The organism is Bacillus cereus group sp. N11, assembly GCF_016483605.1.
Taxonomy (GTDB): Bacteria; Bacillota; Bacilli; order Bacillales; family Bacillaceae_G; genus Bacillus_A; species Bacillus_A toyonensis.
This window is the reverse complement of record NZ_JAEHBN010000022.1, coordinates 42956-67856: the sequence shown is the minus strand read 5'-3', so window position 1 is coordinate 67856 and position 24901 is coordinate 42956. Positions and strand designations below refer to the sequence as shown.

Here is a 24901-nt window from a genome sequence, read left to right as displayed (position 1 = left end):
GGGATTTTTATGCATCTTTATCTTTCTTCAATTTTCCTTTTTGCTTTGCCATTTCTCGAAGTAAATACTCGATGTGTGCATTGACGCTACGAAACTCATCATTCGCCCATTTTTCGATGACTGCGTGTAATTCAGGATCAATACGTAATGGAAAGCTTTTCTTTTTAGCCATAATTATTTACAACCTATTAGTATAGGCTTCCTGTATTAATAACTGGTTGCGCACCTTTATCTGAAACGATGGCAACCAATAAGTTGTTTACCATATTTGCTTTACGCTCGTCATCGAGTTCCAGCACGCCTTCTTCATCCAACATATGGATTGAATCTTTGGCCATTTTCACAGCACCTTCAACAATCTCTTTTCTAGCAGCTAACACTGCTTTTGCTTGTTGACGTTGTAGCATTGCATGGGCAATTTCTGTTGCGTAAGCTAAATGCGTTAAACGAGTTTCTAATACTTCTACACCAGCAATTTCAAGACGCGCTTCTAATTCGCGTTTTAGCTCTTCTGAAATTTCCTCAGTATTTCCACGTAACGTAATACAAGTTTCATCCTGGAAATTATCATAAGGATATTTTGTTGCCACGTGGCGGATTGCTGTTTCACTTTGGATTTCTACGAATCGATCGTAATGCTCAACACCAAACATTGCTTTTGCAGAATCAACCACCTTATATACGATAACAGCTGCAATTTCAATTGGATTTCCTTCGACATCATTTACTTTTAATTTCTTACTATTAAAGTTTTCAACACGTAAAGATACAGTTTGACGGAATGCAAATGGAATTGTTAAAAATAAACCGTTTTGACGAATTGTTCCTAAATAATTACCGAAGAACGTAATAACTTTCGCTTGATTCGGTTGAACGATACCGATGCCTGTAGCCAAAACAGATGCTAATATAAGAGCTAAAATAGCTATTACAAACATTTCTTGTACAAGGCAAAATACACCGATAGCGGCTAAAACTAAAATTCCAATAACACCCAGAAATCCATTTACATAAAATACTTGTTTTTCTTTCATATGATCGCCTCCTGATATAAAAATGATATCACTTTTATATCATTTTAAGCAAGGGATTCATACCTAATCTTCTGAATTTTTTTATTTGGTATTTTTTATGTACGTGTTAGGGATGGAAAGGAATGTACGTTCTGTTTTGTGGTAAAATAAAGAGGACTTAACCGCCCACTGCAGCAGCTAAGTCCCTTTGAGAGCATCTTGCATCGTGACAAATGATTCAAAGCGGTTTTGCCAGGATTATTTCTTCAATCGCTGACTCAATCTCTTTGTCAGAAGCATCATAACTTCCCTTTGACTTTGGCTTGTCATGAGCGGAAGTTTGATTCACTTCTTCTTTAGCATGTCCTTTTTCAGTAAAATTCATGCCAGGCATTTTAAATGCGCCCATATTCATGTATTTTCCAAATTTCCATGCTTCAACAATAGGGCAGAAGCGAACAATTCCCTCTGCAACTTTCATTGCACCAATCCATAGAAAAATGTTAGACCAAGTGCACCACGGATTGCGTACAAGTTTAGTTGCACTACATCCGAAGAGGACAAGACCAAGTGTAATTCGAATTAGAGCGTTTATTGTCCCGATGTTTTGCTTCATTAGAAAAACACTCCTTTTTATGAAAATTGAAATAGTAAATACTACTTCTCTTATTAGTATTCCGTGTGATTTTGGGGATATGTAATCCAACATTTGACGTTGAAAAAGATGTTGGAATGGGCGTGTGTGTCAGTAGCTTTTTTTGTTATAATGAAAGAATGCATAAAAAGAAGGTAAAATGAAATCCTTCTTTTTGAAAAATATTTAATAACTATTTAAAAAAAACAAGATGAAAACTCACTGTTATTTTAAACAGAACTATAGATATAACTAGAGAAAAGAAAGGGTGTTTTCATGTACGATATTTCCGGATGGAAACATGTATTTAAGCTTGATCCAAATAAGGAGTTAAGCGATGTACATTTAGAAATGATTTGTGAGTCTGGAACCGATGCTGTTATTGTAGGCGGAAGTGATGGAGTTACAATTGATAACGTATTACACATGCTAGTTAGCATTCGTAGATATGCAGTTCCTTGCGTGTTAGAGGTTTCTGATGTGGAAGCAATCACACCAGGCTTTGATTTTTATTACATCCCAAGCGTATTAAATAGCCGAAAAGTAGAATGGGTAACAGGTGTTCATCACGAGGCATTGAAAGAATTTGGGGATATTATGGACTGGGACGAAATTTTCATGGAAGGGTATTGTGTTTTAAATCCTGAAGCGAAAGTAGCCCAGCTTACAGATGCAAAATGTGATTTAACAGAAGATGACGTTATTGCATACGCGCGTTTAGCAGACAAGCTATTACATTTACCGATATTCTATTTAGAATATAGCGGTACGTATGGAGATATTGAACTTGTTAAAAATGTAAAAGCAGAATTGAAACAAGCTAAGTTATATTATGGCGGTGGCATTTCTAATGCAGAACAAGCGAAAGAAGTAGCGCAGTATGCCGATACAGTAGTTGTTGGAAATGTTATTTATGATGATATAAAATCGGCGTTAAAAACAGTTAAAGCAGTAAAAGGAGAGTAGGTGCAGGCGTATATGAGTATGACGGATAAGTTATTAAATGGTTTAAATCCACAGCAACAAAAAGCAGTGCAAACAACGAATGGACCGCTGCTATTAATGGCGGGAGCGGGTAGTGGTAAAACACGTGTGTTAACACATCGTATTGCATATTTACTTGGTGAAAAAGGTGTAGCGCCATGGAATGTACTAGCTATTACCTTTACAAATAAGGCTGCTCGTGAAATGCGCGAGCGTATTGATACACTTGTCGGACCAGAAGCAGAAGATATTTGGATTTCTACGTTCCACTCTATGTGTGTACGTATTTTACGACGTGATATCGATCGTATTGGTATTAATCGTAACTTTACAATCTTAGATTCAGGCGATCAGTTAACTGTAGTCAAAAAAATTATGAAAGAGCGTAATATTGATCCGAAGAAATTTGAGCCGCGCGCTATTTTAGCCGGTATTAGTAATGCGAAAAATGAACTGTTATCTGCAGATAAATATGCAAAAAAAATTACAATCGCTGATCCATATGAAAAATTAACGAGCGATGTATATACAGAATATCAAAAACGTCTTTTGAAAAATAACTCATTAGACTTTGATGATTTAATTATGACAACGATTCAGCTATTTGAACGTGTTCCAGAAGTACTAGAGTTTTATCAGCGTAAGTTCCAATATATTCACGTGGATGAGTATCAAGATACGAACAAAGCGCAGTACCTTCTTGTTAAACATTTAGCAGCACGTTTTAAAAACCTTTGTGTTGTGGGTGACTCAGATCAGTCTATTTATCGCTGGCGTGGTGCGGATATTTCTAACATTTTGTCATTCGAAAAAGACTATGAGAATGCGCAAGTTATTCTGTTAGAACAAAACTATCGTTCGTCACAAAATATTTTAAATGCAGCCAATGCTGTTATTGAAAAAAATACGAATCGTAAACCGAAAAAATTATGGACAGACAACCAAGTTGGGAGCAAAATTTCGTATTATCGTGCTGCAACTGAAAAGGACGAAGCGTATTTTGTTGCGAAAAAAATTCGTGATGATATTCAAATGGGGAACCGAAAATATACTGACTTTGCAGTATTATATCGTACGAATGCTCAGTCTCGTATGGTTGAGGAGATTTTCCTGAAATCTAATATCCCTTATAAAATTGTCGGCGGTACGAAGTTCTACGACCGTAAAGAAATTAAAGACATTTTGGCGTACTTACGTTTAATTGGGAATCCTGATGATGAGATTAGTTTCGCACGTATTATTAACATGCCGAAGCGCGGGATTGGTGCGACTTCTATCGATAAAATTATTAATTACGGTGTGCAAAACGGAATTTCATTAACGGCTGTATTTGATGAAATTGAGCATGTTGGTGTAAGTGCAAAAATTACAAAGGCAGTAAAAGAATTCGCAAGTTTACTACACAACTGGGTAAATATGCAAGAGTACTTATCTGTTACAGAATTAGTAGAAGAAGTCATTGAAAAAACAGGATATCGCGAGATGTTGAAAAATGAGCGTTCTTTAGAAGCAGAAGGCCGTTTAGAAAACTTAGATGAGTTTTTATCTGTTACGCAAACGTTCGAATCTCAAAGTGAAGATAAGAGCCTTGTTGCATTCCTAACAGACTTAGCTCTTGTCGCGGATATTGATCGTGTAGATGAAGATCCAACTGCTGGTGAAGAAGTTATTTTAATGACGATGCACTCAGCAAAAGGGCTAGAGTTCCCTGTAGTCTTTATCGTTGGTTTAGAGGAAGGAATATTCCCGCATACGCGTTCTCTTATGGAAGAAGATGAAATGCAAGAAGAGCGTCGTCTTGCTTATGTAGGTATTACTCGTGCAGAAGAAGAATTATACTTATCGAATGCGCAAATGCGTACTTTATTTGGTAGGACAAGTATGAATGCAGCATCTCGATTTATTACAGAAATCCCGGCAGAGCTGGTGGAACCATTAAATGAAACAGCGCCGAAGCGTGAAACTTCGTTTGGTGCAAAAGGAAGAACGACAGGAGCTGCGGCAACAACACGCTCTCGTTCAGCTTTCGTACGTCCGGCTGTTAAGACAACAGGCGGCGAGCAAATTGGCTGGGCAGTAGGCGATAAAGCTTCCCACCAAAAATGGGGAGTCGGTACAGTTGTAAGTGTAAAAGGCGAAGGTGATTCAAAAGAATTAGATATCGCGTTCCCAAGCCCGATTGGTGTTAAACGTTTATTAGCAAAATTTGCACCTGTGACGAAACAATAGGAAAGGAATGAGGATATGTCAAAAGAGATAGCAAAAAAACGTATAGAAGAACTACGTGATTTGTTAAATACATTTAACTATCAATATCACGTATTAGACAATCCTTCTGTTTCTGATGCGGAGTATGACCGTAATATGCAGGAGCTTATAAAATTAGAAGCAGAGAATCCAGAGTTCATGAGTGAAGACTCTCCCTCCGTGCGCGTTGGGGGAACTGTTCTTGATATATTTGAAAAAGTAACGCATAAGTCACCGATGTTAAGTTTAGGAAATGCATTTAACGAAGGAGATTTGCGTGATTTTGACCGAAGAGTACGTCAAGGAATTGATGATGCGAATGTAAGATATATATGCGAATTAAAAATTGACGGACTTGCTGTTTCACTTCATTATGAAAAAGGACGCTTTATTCAAGGTGCAACACGTGGTGATGGTATAACAGGTGAAGATATTACCCAAAACTTGAAAACGATTAAAGCAATTCCACTTCGATTAAATGAAGAGGTAACGTTAGAAGCGCGAGGCGAGGCTTATATGCCGAAGCGTTCATTCGTTAAACTAAATGAAGAAAAAGAGCAAAACGGTGAAGATGTATTTGCGAATCCGCGTAATGCGGCAGCAGGTTCAATACGTCAACTTGATACGAAAATTGCAGCAAAGCGTAACCTATCCATGTTTGTATATGGTCTTGCAAATGTAGAAGAAAAAACAATTTCATCGCATAGCGAATCACTTGATTTCTTAGGTGAACTGGGGTTTAAGACAAATCCAAATCGCCGTACATGTGAAACAATTGAAGAGGTTATAGCTTATGTAGAAGAATGGCAGGAAAAACGTCCGAATCTTGATTATGAGATTGATGGGATCGTTATAAAAGTAGACGATGTTGCTCTTCAAGAAAGCCTAGGAACTACTGCAAAGAGTCCAAGATGGGCGATTGCTTATAAATTCCCGGCTGAAGAAGTTGTAACGAGATTAACGGGCATTGAATTAAGTGTTGGCCGTACAGGGGTTGTAACGCCGACTGCAGAGTTAGAGCCAGTACGAGTGGCTGGTACGATCGTTCGTCGTGCTTCCTTACATAACGAGGATTTAATTCGTGAAAAAGACATTCGAATTGGTGACTACGTTGTTGTGAAAAAGGCTGGAGATATTATTCCTGAAGTTGTGAACGTTATTTTTGATAAGCGTACTGGTGAGGAAGAAGAATACCGCATGCCAACGCATTGTCCGGCATGTGAGAGTGAACTAGTTCGTTTAGAAGAAGAGGTTGCACTTCGTTGTATAAATCCAACTTGTCCTGCCCAAATTCGCGAGGGATTAATTCATTTCGTTTCAAGAAATGCAATGAATATTGACGGACTTGGCGAGCGTGTCATCACACAGCTCTTTGATGCAGATTATATTCGTACGTTTGCAGATTTATATGCATTGACGAAAGAACAATTACTACAGCTAGAGCGTTTTGGTGAAAAATCAGCAACAAATTTAATACAAGCAATTGAGAATTCGAAGGAAAACTCGTTAGAGCGATTATTATTTGGCCTTGGAATTCGCCATGTCGGAGCGAAAGCAGCACGTACATTTGCAGAGCATTTTGAAACGATGGATGCACTTGTGAAAGCGACGGAAGAGGAGCTAAAATCAATTAATGAAATTGGTGAAAAAATGGCGCAATCCGTTGTAACATATTTTGATAATGAAGATGTATTAGAGCTATTACAACAGTTTAAAGAGTATGGCGTGAACATGACATACAAAGGCATAAAAAGTGCAGATTTACAAAATGTTGAATCTTACTTTGCAGGGAAAACTGTCGTCTTAACTGGGAAATTAGAAGTGATGGGACGCAGTGAAGCGAAGAAGAAGATTGAGGCATTAGGTGGAAAAGTAACAGGAAGTGTTAGTAAAAGTACGGATTTAGTTGTTGCTGGTGAAGCTGCTGGCTCAAAATTAGCGCAAGCAGAGAAGCACAATGTTGAAGTTTGGAATGAAGAGAGGTTCTTACAAGAGCTAAATAAGTAAGAGGTGCAAACTTACCATGAAAAAAATAGCATTAGCGGTATTAAGTCTTGGCCTACTTGTAAGTGGTTGTAGCGCAGGTGCCGACAAAGATGAAAAAGTGGCTGAGAAATCAGGGAAAGCAAAAGAGCAAGCAGTCGTTCCGAAGTATGCTATTTCGGATGAATATTATAAGACGACTGTTCCATTTGATGCAGGATCTGCACGTGGATTAGTTGTGCAGGGATTAAATAATCGTCTTGATATAGATGAATTTGAAACAGGATTAATGCGTATTGCAAAAGAATCATTTAATACGAAAGATTATTTCTTTAAAGGTGGAAGTACTCTAGATGATCAAACCGTAAAAATGCTTGTAAAAAGAAAGCGTACAGATGCCGAACAAAAGGAACTAGAGAGCAAATTAAAAAAAGATGCAGTTAAATTTCCGAATATAGGGCTCAATCCAGCGTTAGGCGAAGGATCAGAATCACTAGAAGTGAAAAATAAAAAAAATCCAATATATATTTCAAATATTTTAGAGCATAATTATTATGTGAAAAAAGGCGATAAAGATGTTGAACTTGGTGGTATTGTAGTTGGTTTAGCAATGAATTCTGTTCAATATTTTAATGAAGAGCATGGTTATCCGCGTGAGGCTAAAATCGAGGACGAAAAAATGTTAGCTGAAGGGAAAAAAATGGCGCAAGAAATCTTGAAAGTTATGCACCAAAAAAAGCCCGACATAAAAAACGTTCCGATTACATTTGCGATTTATCGTCAATCTCCAAAGTCTGCACTTGTGCCAGGAAACTTTGTTTCTTATGCTAATGTGGAAAAAGGTAGTGAAACGGTTGAAGATTGGAAACAAATTAACGAGAAATACTATTTGTTCCCGTCTGAACAAGCAAAAACAGACAATAAGCGTGAAGATCTTGCAAGGGTATCTAACTTCAAAGCAAAACTAAGCGATTATTTCCAAGGCGATTATTCCGCTGTTATCGGTACTGGTATGTATAGAGACGAGGAATTAAAAGAAATGAAGCTGGATATTCCTGTCCAGTTTAATGGAAAAGCGGAAATAATTGGTTTTACACAATATGTAGCAGGGCTTGTTATGGAATACTTCCCAAATTATATGAGAGTACAAGTAACGATTAAATCTGTAGAACGTCCAGAAGCGATTATTATACGTGAAGCGAAGCAAGATGAGCCACTCGTAAAAATTTTAGATTAAAGATAAAAGCTGTTCCACAAAGGAACAGCTTTTTTTCTTGAGGAATTTTGTTATAATTTTAAATGTTATAAATAAGGGGATAAGGGGTAAAGGTCATGGACGAACTAAGTCTTCAAGTCATTATTTTATTAATTGCATTCGGATTTTTAGCAGCTTTTATTGATTCAGTTGTTGGAGGTGGAGGATTAATTTCGCTTCCTGCACTAATGTTTGTCGGTTTGTCACCAGCTTCGGCAATTGCAACGAATAAATTAGCTGCAACGATGGGGACGTTTACGAGTGCAATTTATTTTATTCGATCAGGAAAAGTCGATTTTAAAATTGTAGGAAAGTTAATCCCATTAACTATTATTGGAGCGGTCGCAGGTGCTTTAGTGGTAAAATTTATTCCACCGGATATTTTACGTCCATTAGTACTTGTAATGTTGGTGTTTATTGCCATTTATATTATTGCAAAAAAGGATTGGGGAAGCGTATCTACCTATAAGAAGATGACGAAAAGGAAAACATTAATATTTTTCTTTGTTATTTTAATGATAGGGTTTTATGATGGTTTTTTTGGACCAGGGACAGGATCCTTTTTAATTTTTGCATTTTTATTAATAGGTTTGGATTTTATTCAAGCAGCGGCATCTGGAAAACTTTTGAACTTTGTTAGTAATATCGTATCTTTAATTACTTTTTTATTTTTAGATATAATTCATTTTGAATACGGTATTATTATGGGATTATCAATGATTTTAGGTGCTTATTTTGGATCGAAGTTTGCAGTTCAAAAAGGCGTTGGATATGTAAGGACTTTATTTTTATTAGTTACTATATTATTGATCGGAAAAAATGTTTTGGAATATACTCATATTTTGTAGATTCATACGCATGTATGAATCTCTTTTTTTTATTATATTTTAAAAATTTATTAATTTTTAAAATATAAGTCTAGGAATATTTGAATAAATCTAAATTATCGTGTAGAATAATGTTGTAAAATGTAAACGTTTTTCTAAGGGGAGGCTAAAAAGAATGGTAGTAGCATACAAACATGAGCCATTTACAGATTTTTCAGTAGAGGCTAACAAATTAGCGTTTGAAGAAGGTTTAAAGAAAGTAGAATCTTATCTTGGACAAGACTATCCATTAATTATTGGGGGAGAAAAAATCACTACAGAAGATAAAATTGTTTCTGTAAACCCTGCAAATAAAGAGGAACTTGTTGGTCGTGTTTCAAAAGCAAGCCGTGAATTAGCTGAAAAAGCAATGCAAGTAGCGGATGCAACATTCCAAACTTGGAGAAAGTCAAAACCAGAAATGCGTGCAGACATTTTATTCCGTGCTGCAGCAATTGTTCGTCGTAGAAAACATGAGTTCTCTGCTATCCTTGTAAAAGAAGCAGGTAAACCATGGAATGAGGCAGATGCTGATACAGCGGAAGCAATCGACTTTATGGAATATTATGCTCGTCAAATGTTGAAATTGAAAGACGGTATTCCAGTAGAAAGCCGTCCAATTGAATATAATCGTTTCTCTTACATTCCATTAGGAGTAGGTGTTATCATTTCTCCTTGGAACTTCCCATTCGCAATTATGGCAGGTATGACAACAGCTGCTTTAGTTTCTGGTAACACAGTATTACTAAAACCAGCTAGTACAACTCCTGTAGTAGCTGCGAAATTCATGGAAGTATTAGAAGAAGCTGGCTTACCAGCTGGCGTAGTAAACTTCGTGCCAGGTAATGGTTCTGAAGTTGGTGACTACTTAGTAGATCATCCTCGTACACGTTTCGTAAGCTTCACTGGATCTCGTGATGTAGGTATCCGCATTTATGAGCGTGCAGCGAAAGTAAATCCAGGTCAAATCTGGTTAAAACGTGTTATCGCTGAAATGGGCGGTAAAGATACAATCGTTGTTGATAAAGAAGCAGATCTTGAATTAGCAGCTAAATCTATCGTTGCATCAGCATTCGGATTCTCAGGACAAAAATGTTCTGCATGTTCTCGTGCTGTAATCCACGAAGATGTATATGATCACGTATTAAATCGTGCTGTTGAATTAACAAAAGAATTAACAGTTGATAACCCAGCTGTATTAGGTACAAATATGGGTCCTGTTAATGACCAAGCTGCATTCGATAAAGTAATGAGCTATGTTGCAATTGGTAAAGAAGAAGGTAGAATCCTAGCAGGTGGCGAAGGAGACGATTCTAAAGGCTGGTTCATCCAACCAACAATCGTTGCTGATGTTGCAGAAGATGCTCGCTTAATGAAAGAAGAAATCTTCGGACCAGTAGTAGCATTCTGTAAAGCAAAAGACTTCGATCATGCACTTGCAATTGCAAACAATACAGAATACGGTTTAACAGGAGCAGTTGTTTCTAATAACCGCGACCATATTGAAAAAGCACGTGAAGACTTCCATGTAGGTAACTTATACTTCAACCGTGGATGTACTGGTGCAATCGTAGGTTACCAACCATTCGGTGGCTTTAACATGTCTGGTACAGACTCTAAAGCTGGTGGCCCAGATTACTTAGCACTTCACATGCAAGCAAAAACTACTTCTGAAACTTTATAAGAAATAGTAGAGGAGCTTTTCACAGAATGTGAAGAGCTCCTTTTTAAATTAGAATCCCATATATTACTATTATGCGAAGAGGACGAGCTAAACCCTATTAATAGCGGGACAAACATGTAAATAGAAATAAAGTGACGGGAAAAGTTGATTTATTAGTCGCATTTTTTAGTATTCATTTTAAGAATTTCCTGTATAATACAATTTGAAAGAAAATCTATGGTTTGACAAGAAACACTCTTTTCGGTTTTGCTCACTGAATGGAGTGTTTTTTTGTAACCAAAAATTCCTCTGTACTCATTGCATTTGCATATACTCCATTTAAACTGGCCAAAATTGTATTGTGAATATAAACAGCTGGTATAGTAGCATTCTTAAAAGAAAGATCTTTTGTAGCACAAGCATCGTGTATAACGGTACAATGAAAGCCGAAATCAAAAGCAGCTCTTACGGTAGCATCAATACACATATGAGTCATCATCCCGCATATGACGATGTGTTCAATGTCTAAACGTTGTAATTGTTCTAAAAGATTAGTTTCTCGGAAGCTATTTGGATAATGTTTGAGTATAACAGTTTCTTCTCTAAGCGGACGGACATTCTCGTGAATATGGACACCTTCTGTATTAGGTAGGAAAAAAGTAGCATCATCTTTTATTGCTACATGCTGGATATGAAAAATAGGTTCGCCGTTCATTCTAAAGTGTTTTAGTAGCTCACTGGCATACTCACTTGCTTCTACCGGATTGCGCAATTCCATCTTTCCATTTGGAAAATAATCATTTTGGATATCAACGAGTAATAGAGCTGTTTTCATATATTCACCTTCCTCTGATTTCATATTCAAATAATAGTATTCAATTCATAGAAAAAATAATCCTTTTAAAAAATATGAGGGAGAAGAATTTTACATAACCTTCAAGATTACTATTTTATTATGAATTTTTATTTGAAAATTTTAATAAAGAAATAATTAATATTTTTCTAAAAAATGTATTGACTCTCACTATTCTGAGTTCTATAATGAGAATTAATTAAACGACAATTAAATCGATACATTCTTATCCAGAGAGGTGGAGGGACTGGCCCTACGATACCTCAGCAACGGGTTTTTTAATACCGTGCTAACTCCAGCAAGTCTTTATAGGCTTGGAAGATGAGAAGATGTGAACGAGTACATATAAGTGCTCTCCTTCTTATCTTTTATTACTGATAAGAAGGAGAGCACTTTTTATTTTACCTCGAAAGCTCTACTTCTAGTTTTTACAGCATATAGGAGGGAAGAAAATGATTTCTTTTAATAACGTAAGTAAAGTATATGAATCAGGTGGGCAATCTGTTCATGCTGTGGAGGATGTAACATTATCAGTTGAGAAGGGCGAAATTTTTGGCATTATCGGATTTAGTGGTGCTGGAAAGAGTACTTTATTACGCCTAGTAAACATGTTAGAGAGACCGACTGCAGGAACGATCTCAATAGATGATAAAGATATTACATCATTATCAACGAAAGAATTACGGAAACTTAGACAAAGAATTGGGATGATTTTCCAAAGTTTTAATTTATTTAATTCAAGAACAGTGTTTGGGAATATTGCTTATCCATTAAAGTTAGCGAAAGTACCAAAGAATGAAATAAAAGAAAGAGTCAATGAACTGCTGAAGTTTGTAGGGCTAGAAGATAAAGCAAACTATTATCCGGAGCAGTTATCAGGCGGACAAAAGCAACGTGTTGGGATTGCTAGGGCACTTGCAACATCACCAGATATACTTATATGTGATGAGGCAACATCAGCCTTAGATCCAGAAACAACGACAGAGATTTTAAACTTATTAAAGAAAGTCAATCGTGAATATAATTTAACAATTCTTCTTATTACACATGAAATGCATGTTGTGAAAGAAATTTGTCACCGTGTAGCTGTAATGGAGAAGGGAAAAGTTATTGAAGAAGGAAAACTGTTTGATGTTTTCACACAACCAAAAACAAAGACAACTCAAAACTTTGTACGTTCTGTTATTAATGACCACTTGCCAGAAAGTGTTCTAGCGAAAATTCAAAATGGTGGTCAGATTTATCGCTTAACTTTTACTGGTGAGGAGACAGGACAGCCGGTACTATCATATATTGCAAAAAACTATAACGTCGATGTAAATGTACTGTACGGAAATATTATTGAACTTCAAAATGTGCTATTTGGAAATCTTCTTGTAGAATTGCAAGGTGAACAGAAGGAAATTCAAAAAGCATTACAACATCTAAGACTGCAAGTGAAGCTGAAGGAGGTAGAAGCTCATGCGAGTTGATTGGAGTATATTTTGGCCTCGTATATTAGATGCGACGGGGGACACCCTCTTAATGGTAATTGTAACCCTTATATTCGCTACAATTCTCGGTATACCTCTAGGTTTACTTTTATATGTAACGAGAAAAGGTAATTTTTTAGAAAATAAATGGGTTTTTTCTATTCTTAACGTCATCATTAATACAATTCGTCCAGTTCCATTCATTATCTTTTTAGTAGCTTTAAGCCCACTAACAAGAAGCGTGATTGGAACGACGATTGGAACAGCGGCAGCAATCTTCCCAATGACGTTAGTGGCATCTATTGGTATTGCTAGAATGGTTGAAACAAATCTTGTCTCAGTTCCAAAAGGAGTAATTGAAGCTGCACAAGCGATGGGCGCTTCACCACTTAGAATTGTTTTTGAAATTCTCGTGCCAGAAGCGTTAGCACCATTGATCTTAGGTGTTACGTTTATGACAGTTGGTTTAATTGAATTTTCTGCAGTTGCTGGGCTTGTCGGTGGTGGTGGTCTTGGTGACTTAGCAATGACATATGGTTATCAACGTTTTGATACATCAGTTATGTTCGTAACGGTCGTTTTACTTATTATTCTCGTACAGATAGCTCAAAATTTAGGAAACTACTTTGCGAAAGTCTTTTTACGCAGATCATAAAAAGGAAGAGGGGAAAAGAAAATGAAGAAAATTTTAGCATTTGCATTATCAGCGATTGTAGGAATTTCAGCACTAAGCGGCTGCTCAGGTGGAGACACGGGTGCAGGAGCGAAAGAGAAAGTAGTTCGCGTCGGTGTAACTGGAACGGATGGAGACGTTTGGGAAATTTTGAAGAAAAAAGCTGAAAAAGAAGGGATTAAAATTAAACTGGTTGAGTTCTCTGATTATACAACGCCAAATAAAGCGTTAGCTGATGGAGATATTGAATTAAACTCATTCCAGCATATTGCTTTCTTAGAGCAATTTAAAAAAGAGCATAAGTTAGATATTACAGCTGTCGGTACAACACAAATTGCACCAATGGGCTTATTCTCTGAAAAATATAAGAAAGCAAATGAAATCCCAGATGGTTCAGAAATTGCTATTCCAAATGATCCAACGAACCAAGCACGTGCATTAAAACTTCTTGATACAGCGGGGTTATTGAAACTTAAAAAAGATTTTGGTCTATTTGGGGATCCAAGTGGTATCGCTGAAAATCCGAAGAAGTTAAAAATTACACCGGTTATTGCACAGCAAACACCTCGTGTATTAAAAGATGTAGCAGCTTCAGTTATTAATAACGGTGTGGCTGGTCAAGCTGGATTAAATCCAGCGAAGGATCCTATTTTCTTAGAAGATCCAAAGAATGAAAATGCGAAGCCTTATATTAATATTTTCGCAGCTCGTACGAAAGATAAAGACGATCCAACACTGAAAAAAGTAATTGAATTATATCATTCAAAAGAAGTAACAGATGCAGTTAAGAAAGAAACAAAGGATGGTTCAATTTCAGTAGATCTTTCACTTGAGGAGCTTGAAAAAATCGTAAAATAATCATTGGGTTTAATGAACTAACAGAAGGAACCCCTCCGCTGTTAGTTCGTTCAACATATAATCTACTTAACAAACAAAACCCTAATTTTGTACCTTCCAATTTTGTATAACGTAGAATCCAATGTTTGTTAAGTAGAGTGATGGACCGGGAGTTTTCCTGGTCTTTTTTTATTACTGAAAGCAGTTAGTGAATAGTAAGGTAATCCAAATTATAATGGGATAAGAAAGTAAGCTGAAAATGAGTGTAATTACGAATTGCTTTTTATGGATTAATTGTTTTTTGGATGAAAAAAAGAAAATAGAAAAGATAACAATGAAAACTGAGGCTATTACGCCAGGATTATAGGAGCGATAAATCAAAAACAAAATAATATGTTGCACAGCGTTAAAGAAAATGGCTCCTTGTATAAAAATAATCCAGTGTATAGAAGACAAGAAGTTTAGTTGATATAGAAAGACGATAAGTACGACGAAGATTGTTAATATGGAAATGGCAATGAAAAATTGTTGGCTAGTTATAAGATGAATTGAAAATTGATTAGCAAGATATTGTGGCATTTGGAAAGCTTCTTCAAGGTTATGAATGAAAAATAATAAAGGAATGATCCAAAGCGTAATAGTGGAATGTTTTTTTAGCAACTTATATCACTCTAATAAAGTATAGAAAGCCTAAAAAGGCCCTCTATACAGAGATGATTATTCAATTATGATACTTTTTAAATTATCTTCATGATGCTCTCGTTCTTTCGGATAAGCAGCTAGCTCCTCTTGCAAAATACTTAGCATTTGCTTAGCTGATTGCTGGATTGGAGTAGGTAGCTCTTCTAATATACGCATACCGACTCTTACTTTTGTCCGAATTACTTTTCGTAGTAATTCCTCATGCATGCACCACACCTCCAAATCGAATGTTTAGTACATCCTCTTCAAACTTGGCTCCTTGAATAGAAAGGTGTGTTAATGTTTTTGGTAATGTGATGTTCCGTTTAACAGAGCCGGCTCGAATAATAAGCTCATCACCTTTTTGATTTAATGAAAGTTCACTTTTGTTTGAGAAGGGGATGGATAGAACGAAAATATATTCATCGCCATCTTTTTTCACATATTGTGTGCGACCATTGAATTTCACTTCAGTAGGAGAGGAATCGGATTTAAATAAAGCATTGCCTACACGCTCTAACATAGGTAAACCAACAACTTCTTGTTCGAACATGGGAGCTTCGTAAATAGGAAGCGGCTGAAAACTATCTTGAATTAATGTTTTATATTTCTTTTGCGTATCTTTCCATGCTTGAAAATAAGGATCGGTGACAGTGTTAGGGATGACACGGTTAATCATGATGGCATCTACGTTATAATCGTATAAATTTAAATAAGTAAAACTACGCTGAGCTTCTTTAATGACCATTTTTTCGGGATTTACAACGATGCGGATACTTGTTATTTCTCGGTTCGATAAAATATCTCTCATTTCTCCAAGCTGTTCAAGTGTATTTGTTAATTCGTCCATAATATCATCGGTTGGAAGGGGGACACCAAGAAGTGGTTGAGCTACAGGACGAACGACTTTTAAAACTTTTCTTTTAATAGGAAATAATTTTTCCATCCACCAGCCGAGCATGTCTGGAAAACTAAGCATTGCTAATGTTTCTCCTGTTGGAGCGCAATCAATGATGATAACGTCGTATGTGTTTTTTTTATAATAATCGAGCACGCGAAGTAAGCTAATTAAATCTTCCATACCAGGAAACATCGTTAATTCTTCTGTTGTAATATCATCAGCTGCTTTGGAAGTGAATAACAAGGTAATGTATTTCTGTAACTTTCCCCAGCCTTTTTCCATTTCATAAATCGTATTAATCTCTTGTGCCCACAAGTTTTCGCGAATTTCTAATGGCTCAGAAGATAGCTTTATACCAAATGAATCTCCTAAACTATGAGCAGGATCTGTACTCATTACTAATGTTTTTAATCCTTGTTTTGCGCTTTGAAGTGCTGTTGCTGCTGAAATGCTAGTTTTTCCTACGCCGCCTTTACCTGTATACAAAATAATTCTCATCATTCTATCCCCTTTATTTCGGTTATCGAATATTATGAACATCGAAGTATTTAATTGAATAAAAACCCAGTTAGGGCTTTATCCCGCATTAACGGGCAGTAAGACTTCCGTCCAAAAATTCGGCTGGAGCAAAGAAATTAGGTGGGAGGTCAACTGCCCGTAAATGCCCGATTGGTTCAACTAATAATCAGTGAGGGATGAGAAAACCCCTCACTGATTAAAGTTTCACTTTATTCAATCGGAATGTTTTTCATTCTAGGTGTAGAAACCTTTTCTTCTGTTTTTTGCTGTGTCGTAGCAATGTGATTCATAATCTTTTGGAAGATTTGTAGTAAGAATGCTTTTTCTTCTTCTGACAATGCTTCTGTCACTAAGCTAAAGTAATGGGCTGCATTTTGTTTTACTTCTTGAACGAGCATTACGCCGTTTTCTGTTAAACGAATTAATACAATACGTCGATCGTTTTCATCACGGTACCGTTCAATATACCCCTTTTTTACAAGGCGATTTACAACACCTGTCGTTGTACTCATCGGTATATCAAGAAGGTCAGCAATTTTTGTCATTGTAATATCTGTATTTCGCTCCATCCAAAGTAAACAAAATACTTCTGTCTTTGAAAGTGTTAAATCAAGGCTTACCCATTCTTCAGGATAGAAAAGTTTCTTGGCGTTATCTAGCAGTAAGTCTAAAAAATGTTCATATTGCAACAATTAATTCCACTCCCGTATATTTCGAAGTTCGTAATATTTATTTTTATTTTATGCAGAATAGAAATAAATGTAAATAATTTTAATTAATTTTTCAGATTAGAAAGAAAACAATCTTTAAAATGGCATTTTTTTATGATAGATTAATAAATAGAAAAATAATTTTACATAAAAATCCATAACGGTAAATATATTTATCTATAATGGATGTGCATCTAACAAGGGGGATAATGATGAGAAGAAGAAATACGCAAGCGTTCACGTTTTTAGCATGGACTTCATTTGTTTGTGCGCTTTCAGGGATGCTAATTGGGATTTACACGTTAGATGAAACGCTTAGTGTAAAAGGGTACTATTTAATTGGAACGTTATTTTTAACGATGTCTTGTTTTGTATTACAAAAAACAATTCGTGATAATGAAGAAGATAACGAGAGATTTCCAAAAAATAAACCGTTAGATAAAGAGTAAATTGTAAAGAAAGGCGTTTGCCTTTCTTTTTTTATGTAAAAATGCCGTAAGTGCCATGTGTTGACTTGCTTGAAGTACTGAAAATTTGGTATCATCAATAGTATTGTAGATTGAACGATATATTATGGAGGTGGCCTAGCCGTGTCAAGAATTTCCGTTGAGAATGTAAAGCACGTAGCACATTTAGCACGTCTTGCAATTACTGATCAAGAAGCAGAAAAATTTCAAAAACAACTAGATGCAATTGTTACATTTGCAGAACAGTTAAATGAATTAGATACAACAGATGTAAAACCAACAACTCATGTATTAACTATGAAAAATGTTATGCGTGAAGATGTGCCAGAAAAAGGTTTACCAGTAGAAGAAGTATTAAAAAATGCACCGGATCACAAAGATAATCAAATCCGTGTTCCAGCAGTATTAGAATAGAGGAGGGGAATTTCGATGTCATTATTTGATCATTCTGTATCAGAGTTACATAAGAAGTTAAACAACAAAGAAATTTCCGTTACGGATTTAGTAGAAGAATCTTACAAACGTATTGCGGATGTTGAAGATAACGTAAAAGCTTTTCTTACATTAGATGAAGAAAATGCACGCGCGAAAGCGAAAGAATTAGATGCTAAGATCGGCGCTGAAGATAATGGTTTGTTATTCGGTATGCCAATCGGTGTAAAAGATAACATTGTAACTAACGGTCTTCGTACTACTTGTGCGAGCAAAATGTTAGCAAACTTTGATCCAATTTACGATGCGACAGTTGTGCAAAAGTTAAAAGCTGCTGACACAGTTACAATCGGTAAATTAAATATGGACGAGTTCGCAATGGGTTCTTCAAATGAAAACTCAGGTTTCTACGCTACAAAAAATCCATGGAACTTAGATTACGTTCCAGGCGGATCTAGTGGTGGTTCTGCAGCAGCTGTAGCAGCAGGAGAAGTATTATTCTCTCTAGGTTCTGATACGGGTGGTTCTATTCGTCAGCCAGCTGCATATTGCGGTGTTGTAGGTTTAAAACCAACTTACGGACGAGTATCTCGTTACGGATTAGTAGCATTCGCATCTTCACTTGACCAAATCGGACCGATTACACGTACAGTAGAAGACAATGCATACTTATTACAAGCTATTTCAGGTATTGACCGCATGGATGCAACTTCTGCAAATGTTGAAGTTGGAAACTACTTAGCTGGTTTAACAGGCGATGTTAAAGGTTTACGCATTGCTGTACCGAAAGAATACTTAGGCGAAGGTGTTGGCGAAGAAGCTCGTGAGTCAGTACTAGCTGCTTTAAAAGTATTAGAAGGTATGGGCGCAACTTGGGAGGAAGTATCTCTTCCACACTCTAAATACGCTCTAGCAACGTATTACTTATTATCTTCTTCTGAAGCATCTGCTAACCTTTCACGCTTTGATGGCGTACGTTACGGTGTTCGTTCTGATAATGTAAATAACTTATTAGATCTTTACAAAAACACACGTAGCGAAGGTTTCGGTGACGAAGTAAAACGCCGTATTATGCTTGGTACATTTGCACTTAGCTCTGGTTACTATGATGCATATTACAAAAAAGCACAACAAGTACGTACATTAATTAAAAACGACTTTGAAAATGTATTTGCTAACTACGATGTTATTATTGGACCAACAACGCCAACTCCAGCATTTAAAGTGGGCGAAAAAGTGGATGATCCAATGACAATGTATGCAAACGACATTTTAACAATCCCAGTAAACTTAGCAGGTGTTCCAGCGATTTCTGTTCCATGTGGATTCGGTGCTAATAGTATGCCACTTGGATTACAAATCATTGGTAAACACTTCGATGAAGCGACAATTTACCGCGTTGCACATGCGTTTGAGCAAGCAACAGACTATCATACAAAAAAAGCAAGTCTGTAAGGAGGCGAGCATAGATGAATTTAGAAACAATTATTGGTTTAGAGGTTCACGTTGAGTTAAAAACAAATTCGAAAATTTTCTCTGCGAGTCCAACAGAATTCGGAGCAGAGCCAAATACACAAACGAGTGTAATTGACTTAGGATACCCAGGGGTACTTCCAACTTTAAATAAAGAAGCAGTTAACTTTGCAATGAAAGCTGCAATGGCATTAAACTGTGAAATCGCAACGGAAACGAAGTTCGACCGTAAAAACTATTTCTATCCAGATAATCCGAAAGCTTACCAAATCTCTCAGTTTGATAAGCCAATTGGAGAAAATGGTTGGATTGAAATCGAAGTAGATGGCAAAAAGAAACGTATCGGTATTACACGTCTTCATTTAGAAGAAGATGCTGGTAAATCAACGCATACAGCTGACGGGTCATTAGTAGACTATAACCGTCAAGGTATGCCTTTAATCGAAATCGTGTCTGAGCCAGATATGCGTACGCCAGAAGAAGCATACGCATACTTAGAGAAGTTGAAATCAATCATTCAATACACTGGCGTATCTGATTGTAAGATGGAAGAAGGTTCTCTACGTTGTGATGCGAATATTTCCCTTCGTCCAGTTGGACAAGAGAAATTCGGTACAAAAGCAGAACTGAAAAACTTAAACTCATTCACTTACGTACAAAAAGGTCTTGAGCACGAACAAGTGCGTCAAGAAAAAGAATTGTTATCTGGTGGTATCATCCAACAAGAAACACGTCGTTATGATGAAGCAACGAAGAAAACGATCTTAATGCGTATAAAAGAAGGATCTGATGATTACCGTTATTTCCCAGAGCCAGATTTAGTTGAACTTTATATCGATGATGCGTGGAAAGAAGAAGTGCGTGCTTCTATTCCAGAACTTCCAGATGCACGTAAAGCTCGCTACGTTGCTGAAATTGGATTACCAGCTTATGATGCACACGTATTAACATTAACGAAAGAGATGTCTGATTTCTTTGAAGCAACAATTGCAGATGGAGCAGATGCGAAATTAACATCAAACTGGTTAATGGGTGAAGTACTTGCATACTTAAACAAACAACAAAAAGAATTAAAAGATGTTGCATTAACGCCTGCTGGTTTATCTAAAATGGTTCAATTAATTGAAAAAGGTACAATTTCTTCTAAAATCGCGAAGAAAGTATTTAACGAGTTAATTGAAAAAGGTGGAGATCCAGAAGAAATCGTTAAAGCGAAAGGTCTTGTTCAAATTTCTGACGAAGGTACACTTCGTAAAGTCGTAACAGAAATCCTTGATAATAATGAACAATCTATTGAAGACTTCAAAAACGGTAAAGACCGTGCAATTGGCTTCTTAGTTGGTCAAATTATGAAAGCGACAAAAGGACAAGCAAACCCACCGCTTGTTAACAAAATCTTACTTGAAGAGATTAATAAGCGATAAAATAGTATAGATTCTTAAAGATTAAACAGAAAAAACACCCTTATTTGGGTGTTTTTTCTGAGTTAATCAAACGTTTGTTTAAATGGTGAAAAATAATTTAAATAAACGTTTGATTAACTGTCAAAAGTGAAAAAATGTTTGTATAGCAACTATGGTATGATAGTTGCAAAAAGGTGGGAATAATGATAAATCTAGACATAGAGGTTTTTTTTCATCTCATGAAATAATAGATAATTATTATTCGTTATATGTAAATTTTTATGGAAGAATGGATAGACATAAAGTGAAACTTTAATCAGTAGTGGGGGTGTTCATCCCCCGTTGATTATTAGCCTTCACCAATCGGGTTCTTACTGCCTGTTTGAGCGGGATAAAAGAAGGATAGGAAGATGAGAGGAGGTAGGCATAGGGATACTGAATAAGAATTCGGTGTATTCTTTTTTTCAATGAATAAGGAATTTCCTGTGCTAATAAATGATGAAACGAGCAAGGATTATTTATAACCCTACTTCTGGGCGTGAGCTATTTAAGAAGAGCTTACCAGAAGTATTACAAAAATTAGAACAAGCTGGATATGAAGCGTCTTGTCATGCGACAACTGGTCCTGGAGATGCAACTGTAGCGGCGAGACAAGCTGCGGATCGTAAGTTTGATGTTGTTATCGCCGCTGGTGGTGACGGTACGTTAAACGAAGTGGTAAATGGTTTAGTAGGACATGAGCATCGTCCGAAGTTTGGAATTATTCCAGTTGGAACGACAAATGACTTTGCACGTGCGATCGGTGTACCCCGCGCTATAGAAGAGGCAGCCGATATTATTTGTGAAGGGAAAACAGTTCCTTTAGATCTTGGTAGAGCGAATGATACATATTTCATTAATATTGCTGGTGGCGGCCGTATTACAGAATTAACATATGAAGTACCAAGCAAGCTAAAGACAGTATTAGGCCAACTTGCTTACTATTTAAAAGGAATAGAAATGTTACCATCATTACATCCAACATATGTTGAAATCGAGTATGATGGGAAGTTATTACAAGAAGAAATTACGATGTTTTTAATTACAAATACTCGTTCAGTTGGTGGATTTGAAAAAGTAGCACCGTATGCATCGATTAACGATGGATTATTTGACTTATTAGTGCTGAAAAAAGGTTCTATCGCTGATTTAATTAAGGCAGCAACACAAGCGCAACGTGGGGAACATATTAACAATCCGAAAGTACTATACACACAAGCGAATCGAATTAAAGTGCATTCACCAGATAAACTAATGATTAATTTAGATGGTGAGTACGGTGGGGATGCACCGATGGAATTCGAAAACATATATCATTGTCTGGAATTATTTGTTCCTGAACATCAAGAGGATGCCCTGTAAGGGCATCTTTTTTTATTAGAATTGTAAATTGGAAGTTAGTTTGATTTTTATGGTATTTTTACAATTCGTTTATTTTATATCCATATTTTATTGATACACTGAAGAGGATAAGAAATGAGAGGTAGGGTGCTATGGAGAAGGTAAAAGCAATACTATTTGATAAAGATGGGACATTAATGGATTTTCACTCAATTTGGATAAAAGTAGCGGAAGAGCTTGTAGCGGAATGTATAAATTTATATCAATTACCAGAGTCAATGCAGCAAGCTTTATTAAAAGAGATTGGTGTGGATGGGGTATTTGTTCATCCAAGTAGCGCACTAGCGGCTGGAACAAGCCTCGATGTAGCAAAGGGGCTTTGTAAGTATATTAAGTCATCTAAGGAAGAGGAGATGCATGAATGGGTAAGTGAAAAATTATTTTCGCTTATGTACGAGCATCATTCCTATATGAAAATGACGGCAGATCTACCAAGAATTTTACAAAGTTTAAAAGATAAAGGATTTATTTTAGGTGTTGTTACAGCTGATGATTTTGCGCCGACAGAATTATTTTTAAAACAATATCAATTAGAATCCTTTTTTGATTATATTGTAGCTTCTGATACGTTTCCGGCACAGAAACCTGATAAAAGAATTATAGAATCCTTTTGTGAAAGGTTTCATTTAGAGGCATGTGAGGTGGCAGTCGTTGGAGATACGCCAACCGATCTATATTTAGCTAAAAACGGTGGTGATTGTTATGCTATTGGAGTACTATCTGGTACGGGAGACCGCAAAACTTTAGAACCACTTGCGGACTTAGTCGTAGAATCTGTTGGTGAGTTTATTTCTCATTCAGGTGAGTTTATTTGGGAACAAGGAAAGTCTAGTATGCAAGGGAAATAAGTCTATAAAGACTCTTGATGAGTCTTTATAGACTTATTTTTTATGCCTGTATACAAAGAGTATAGGATGAATACTAGAACGGAAAGTTGGCATGTATTTTGCAATAAAAAGAGAAAACAATGTAAAGAAAAGGATGGGGTACGCAATGAACACAAAAAAATTTGCTAAAGTAAATGAACAAATTCCAGGACCAAAAGCAGCAACTTTATTAGAGCGCCGCCAAAATATAGTACCAAAAGGAGTAAGTAACGGCATATCAACGTTTGTACAATCTGCAAATGGAGCTCTTGTAACAGATGTTGATGGTAATCAGTATATTGATTTTGCTGGGGCAATAGGGACAATTAATGTAGGGCATTGTCATCCGGCTGTTAAAGAAGCACTTCATAAACAAGTAGATCAATACATTCATACGGGATTTAATGTCATGATGTATGAGCCATATATTGAATTAGCGGAAAAGCTTGCTGCATTAGCGCCAGGAAGTTTTGATAAACAAGTACTATTTTTAAACAGTGGTGCTGAAGCCGTAGAGAATGCAGTGAAAATCGCCCGTAAATATACGAAAAGATCAGGTATTATTGCGTTTTCTAAAGGTTTCCACGGGCGTACATTGATGACAATGACGATGACAAGTAAAGTAAAGCCATATAAATTTGGATTCGGTCCATTTGCTCCAGAAGTATATAAAGCGCCATTCCCATATGAATACCGTCGTCCAGAGGGGTTAACGGAAGAGCAGTACGATGATTTTATCATTGAAGAGTTTAAGAACTTCTTTATATCAGAAGTAGCACCAGAAACAATTGCAGCTGTTGTTATGGAGCCGGTTCAAGGGGAAGGCGGATTTATCGTCCCAAGTAAGAAATTTGTTCAAGAAGTACGCAATATTTGTTCAGAACATGGCATCTTATTTGTAGCGGATGAAATTCAAACTGGATTTAGCCGTACAGGAAAATACTTTGCAATTGATCATTATGATGTCGTTCCAGATTTAATTACAGTGTCTAAGTCATTAGGAGCTGGTGTACCGATAAGCGGTGTTATTGGACGTAAAGAAATTATGAATGAGTCTGCACCTGGAGAGCTTGGTGGAACGTATGCAGGAAGTCCATTAGGATGTGCGGCTGCATTAGCGGTTCTGGATGTAATAGAAAAAGAAAAATTAAATGATAGAGCGATAGAATTAGGAAAAGTCGTAATGGACCGATTCCAAGAGATGAAAAATAAATATAATTGCATCGGTGATGTGCGCGGATTAGGGGCAATGTGTGCATTTGAGATCGTTCAAGATCGTAAGACGAAAGTGCCTGACAAAATATTAACAGCTAATTTGTGTGCGGAAGCAAATAAACGAGGATTACTTTTATTATCTGCGGGGACATATGGAAATGTTGTCCGTGTATTAATGCCATTGGTTATTACAGATGAGCAACTTGAGGAAGGTTTAACGATTATTGAAGAATCATTACAAGCTTGTTATGAGCAAGCAAATATCGCCCGTGTATAAAAACTGAATGATAAATCGCAAACATTCTAGCTGACTC

At 36.5% G+C, this 24901-nt stretch carries 24 protein-coding genes and 1 riboswitch; of the genes, 16 read left to right on the top strand and 8 right to left on the bottom strand.

All coding sequences use genetic code 11. The annotated features are described in order from the left end of the window. Positions 1–7 precede the first annotated feature (7 nt). The 3 genes from JDS98_RS25920 to JDS98_RS25910 all read right to left on the bottom strand — a co-directional run bounded on the left by JDS98_RS25920 (position 8) and on the right by JDS98_RS25910 (position 1629). Positions 8–172, bottom strand: a complete 165-nt coding sequence (locus JDS98_RS25920; RefSeq protein WP_001085171.1) for a type II toxin-antitoxin system antitoxin — start codon at positions 170–172, stop codon at positions 8–10. 16 nt (positions 173–188) lie between these two features. Next, the gene (locus JDS98_RS25915) at positions 189–1034 is read right to left on the bottom strand and encodes an SPFH domain-containing protein (RefSeq protein ID WP_000660692.1); all 846 of its coding nucleotides are present in this window, start codon (positions 1032–1034) and stop codon (positions 189–191) included. A gap of 217 nt (positions 1035–1251) precedes the next feature. Beyond that, positions 1252–1629 carry a YgaP family membrane protein gene (locus JDS98_RS25910; RefSeq protein WP_000812355.1) on the bottom strand — a complete coding sequence of 126 codons (378 nt, stop codon included), beginning with the start codon at positions 1627–1629 and terminating at the stop codon, positions 1252–1254. Positions 1630–1923: 294 nt separating this feature from the next. Here JDS98_RS25910 and pcrB point away from each other — a divergent pair, with 294 nt between their 5' ends. The 6 genes from pcrB (at position 1924) to pruA (ending at position 10666) form a co-directional block, all read left to right on the top strand. Further along, positions 1924–2613, top strand: a complete 690-nt coding sequence (pcrB, locus tag JDS98_RS25905; RefSeq protein WP_199634484.1) for a heptaprenylglyceryl phosphate synthase — start codon at positions 1924–1926, stop codon at positions 2611–2613. Continuing rightward, positions 2614–4860 (top strand): DNA helicase PcrA, encoded by a 2247-nt coding sequence (pcrA, locus tag JDS98_RS25900; protein ID WP_098911529.1) that lies wholly within the window; start codon positions 2614–2616, stop codon positions 4858–4860. It begins immediately after the preceding gene. 15 nt (positions 4861–4875) lie between these two features. Further along, complete coding sequence (gene ligA, locus JDS98_RS25895) at positions 4876–6885, top strand: NAD-dependent DNA ligase LigA (RefSeq protein WP_000031436.1); 2010 nt, start codon at positions 4876–4878, stop codon at positions 6883–6885. A gap of 16 nt (positions 6886–6901) precedes the next feature. Next, positions 6902–8098, top strand: a complete 1197-nt coding sequence (locus JDS98_RS25890) for a CamS family sex pheromone protein (protein ID WP_000717024.1) — start codon at positions 6902–6904, stop codon at positions 8096–8098. A 95-nt stretch (positions 8099–8193) separates the two neighbouring features. Continuing rightward, complete coding sequence (locus JDS98_RS25885; protein ID WP_000343983.1) at positions 8194–8964, top strand: TSUP family transporter; 771 nt, start codon at positions 8194–8196, stop codon at positions 8962–8964. Between the two features lie 154 nt (positions 8965–9118). Beyond that, positions 9119–10666, top strand: a complete 1548-nt coding sequence (pruA, locus tag JDS98_RS25880) for an L-glutamate gamma-semialdehyde dehydrogenase (RefSeq protein WP_000259542.1) — start codon at positions 9119–9121, stop codon at positions 10664–10666. 250 nt (positions 10667–10916) lie between these two features. On the opposite strand, the gene JDS98_RS25875 is transcribed toward pruA, so the two are convergent. Beyond that, positions 10917–11480 carry a cysteine hydrolase family protein gene (locus JDS98_RS25875; RefSeq protein ID WP_000844919.1) on the bottom strand — a complete coding sequence of 188 codons (564 nt, stop codon included), beginning with the start codon at positions 11478–11480 and terminating at the stop codon, positions 10917–10919. Between the two features lie 241 nt (positions 11481–11721). Continuing rightward, a riboswitch (SAM riboswitch) is annotated at positions 11722–11826 on the top strand. A 124-nt stretch (positions 11827–11950) separates the two neighbouring features. On the opposite strand from JDS98_RS25875, the gene JDS98_RS25870 reads away from it, so the two are divergent. From JDS98_RS25870 to JDS98_RS25860, 3 genes are read left to right on the top strand one after another with little or no spacing between them, the layout of a single operon-like run. Then, the gene (locus tag JDS98_RS25870; protein WP_000622986.1) at positions 11951–12970 is read left to right on the top strand and encodes a methionine ABC transporter ATP-binding protein; all 1020 of its coding nucleotides are present in this window, start codon (positions 11951–11953) and stop codon (positions 12968–12970) included. Beyond that, entirely contained in the window at positions 12960–13625 is a 666-nt protein-coding gene (locus JDS98_RS25865; RefSeq protein WP_016107417.1) for a methionine ABC transporter permease, read from the top strand. The genes JDS98_RS25870 and JDS98_RS25865 overlap by 11 nt, the downstream gene beginning before the upstream one ends. 21 nt (positions 13626–13646) lie before the next feature. Further along, the gene (locus JDS98_RS25860; RefSeq protein ID WP_199634483.1) at positions 13647–14501 is read left to right on the top strand and encodes a MetQ/NlpA family ABC transporter substrate-binding protein; all 855 of its coding nucleotides are present in this window, start codon (positions 13647–13649) and stop codon (positions 14499–14501) included. Between the two features lie 171 nt (positions 14502–14672). Here the strand turns inward: JDS98_RS25860 and JDS98_RS25855 are convergent, their stop codons facing one another. The 4 genes from JDS98_RS25855 to JDS98_RS25840 all read right to left on the bottom strand — a co-directional run bounded on the left by JDS98_RS25855 (position 14673) and on the right by JDS98_RS25840 (position 17273). Next, the gene (locus JDS98_RS25855) at positions 14673–15140 is read right to left on the bottom strand and encodes an HXXEE domain-containing protein (protein WP_199634482.1); all 468 of its coding nucleotides are present in this window, start codon (positions 15138–15140) and stop codon (positions 14673–14675) included. Positions 15141–15197: 57 nt separating this feature from the next. Next, entirely contained in the window at positions 15198–15389 is a 192-nt protein-coding gene (locus JDS98_RS25850) for a DUF3926 domain-containing protein (RefSeq protein ID WP_000544097.1), read from the bottom strand. Beyond that, positions 15382–16563: an ArsA family ATPase gene (locus JDS98_RS25845; RefSeq protein ID WP_097872778.1), complete on the bottom strand. Its 1182-nt coding sequence runs from the start codon at positions 16561–16563 to the stop codon at positions 15382–15384. Before JDS98_RS25845 ends, JDS98_RS25850 begins: the two co-directional genes overlap by 8 nt. Positions 16564–16790: 227 nt before the next feature. After that, positions 16791–17273 (bottom strand): MarR family winged helix-turn-helix transcriptional regulator, encoded by a 483-nt coding sequence (locus JDS98_RS25840; RefSeq protein WP_000942485.1) that lies wholly within the window; start codon positions 17271–17273, stop codon positions 16791–16793. A 230-nt stretch (positions 17274–17503) separates the two neighbouring features. Between JDS98_RS25840 and JDS98_RS25835 the strand changes: the two genes are divergently transcribed. The 7 genes from JDS98_RS25835 (at position 17504) to gabT (ending at position 24864) form a co-directional block, all read left to right on the top strand. Next, complete coding sequence (locus tag JDS98_RS25835; RefSeq protein ID WP_001254393.1) at positions 17504–17740, top strand: YiaA/YiaB family inner membrane protein; 237 nt, start codon at positions 17504–17506, stop codon at positions 17738–17740. 141 nt (positions 17741–17881) lie between these two features. Next, complete coding sequence (gene gatC, locus JDS98_RS25830; protein WP_000086999.1) at positions 17882–18172, top strand: Asp-tRNA(Asn)/Glu-tRNA(Gln) amidotransferase subunit GatC; 291 nt, start codon at positions 17882–17884, stop codon at positions 18170–18172. A gap of 15 nt (positions 18173–18187) precedes the next feature. Then, entirely contained in the window at positions 18188–19645 is a 1458-nt protein-coding gene (gene gatA, locus JDS98_RS25825; protein WP_000051450.1) for an Asp-tRNA(Asn)/Glu-tRNA(Gln) amidotransferase subunit GatA, read from the top strand. Between the two features lie 14 nt (positions 19646–19659). Then, positions 19660–21087, top strand: coding sequence for an Asp-tRNA(Asn)/Glu-tRNA(Gln) amidotransferase subunit GatB (gene gatB, locus JDS98_RS25820; protein WP_001047675.1), 1428 nt, complete (start codon positions 19660–19662; stop codon positions 21085–21087). 474 nt (positions 21088–21561) lie between these two features. Next, positions 21562–22467 carry a diacylglycerol kinase gene (locus tag JDS98_RS25815; protein WP_000977668.1) on the top strand — a complete coding sequence of 302 codons (906 nt, stop codon included), beginning with the start codon at positions 21562–21564 and terminating at the stop codon, positions 22465–22467. 131 nt (positions 22468–22598) lie between these two features. Next, a complete protein-coding gene (locus tag JDS98_RS25810; protein WP_199634481.1) occupies positions 22599–23354 on the top strand; it encodes an HAD family hydrolase in 756 nt (251 codons plus the stop codon). 145 nt (positions 23355–23499) lie between these two features. Beyond that, positions 23500–24864, top strand: coding sequence for a 4-aminobutyrate--2-oxoglutarate transaminase (gene gabT, locus JDS98_RS25805; protein ID WP_088055848.1), 1365 nt, complete (start codon positions 23500–23502; stop codon positions 24862–24864). The last annotated feature ends 37 nt before the right edge of the window (positions 24865–24901 follow it).